The organism is Aeromonas sp. LsrichE-8G, from assembly GCF_022869435.1.
In the GTDB taxonomy this organism is placed as follows: Bacteria; Pseudomonadota; Gammaproteobacteria; order Enterobacterales; family Aeromonadaceae; genus Aeromonas; species Aeromonas caviae.
This window is the reverse complement of record NZ_JALIHH010000251.1, coordinates 1-293: the sequence shown is the minus strand read 5'-3', so window position 1 is coordinate 293 and position 293 is coordinate 1. Positions and strand designations below refer to the sequence as shown.

The following is a 293-nucleotide window of genomic DNA, read 5'->3' as shown; positions in this document are numbered from 1 at the left end:
TGCAAACGGCGCTTGTCGATCTCCTTGATGGTGTGCCAACCGACCCCGGTGAGCTGGCTGACATGGCGGATGGGGAGGTACTGAACGAGCGCTTCAATCCAGCACTGCATGCGCCGGGTGAGGCGGGAGCCAGAGGGGAGCCAGTCAATATGTTCACTGACGCGACCACAGCGCAGACAGTCGACGCGGCGAACAGGCAGTTGTAACCAGACTTGTCGGTCAAATAGGTCTCGCTCACGCACCCGGCGGATACGTTGGTCGTGGATCAATGGCGTGGGTTGCAGGCATCGGCG

1 protein-coding gene is annotated in these 293 nt (G+C 61.1%); it reads right to left on the bottom strand.

Annotation, left to right across the window (positions count from 1 at the left end; translation table 11 throughout):
* A partial coding sequence (locus MUW49_RS20790) for a helix-turn-helix domain-containing protein (RefSeq protein ID WP_280520856.1) occupies window positions 1-293 on the bottom strand: 293 nt, incomplete at both ends.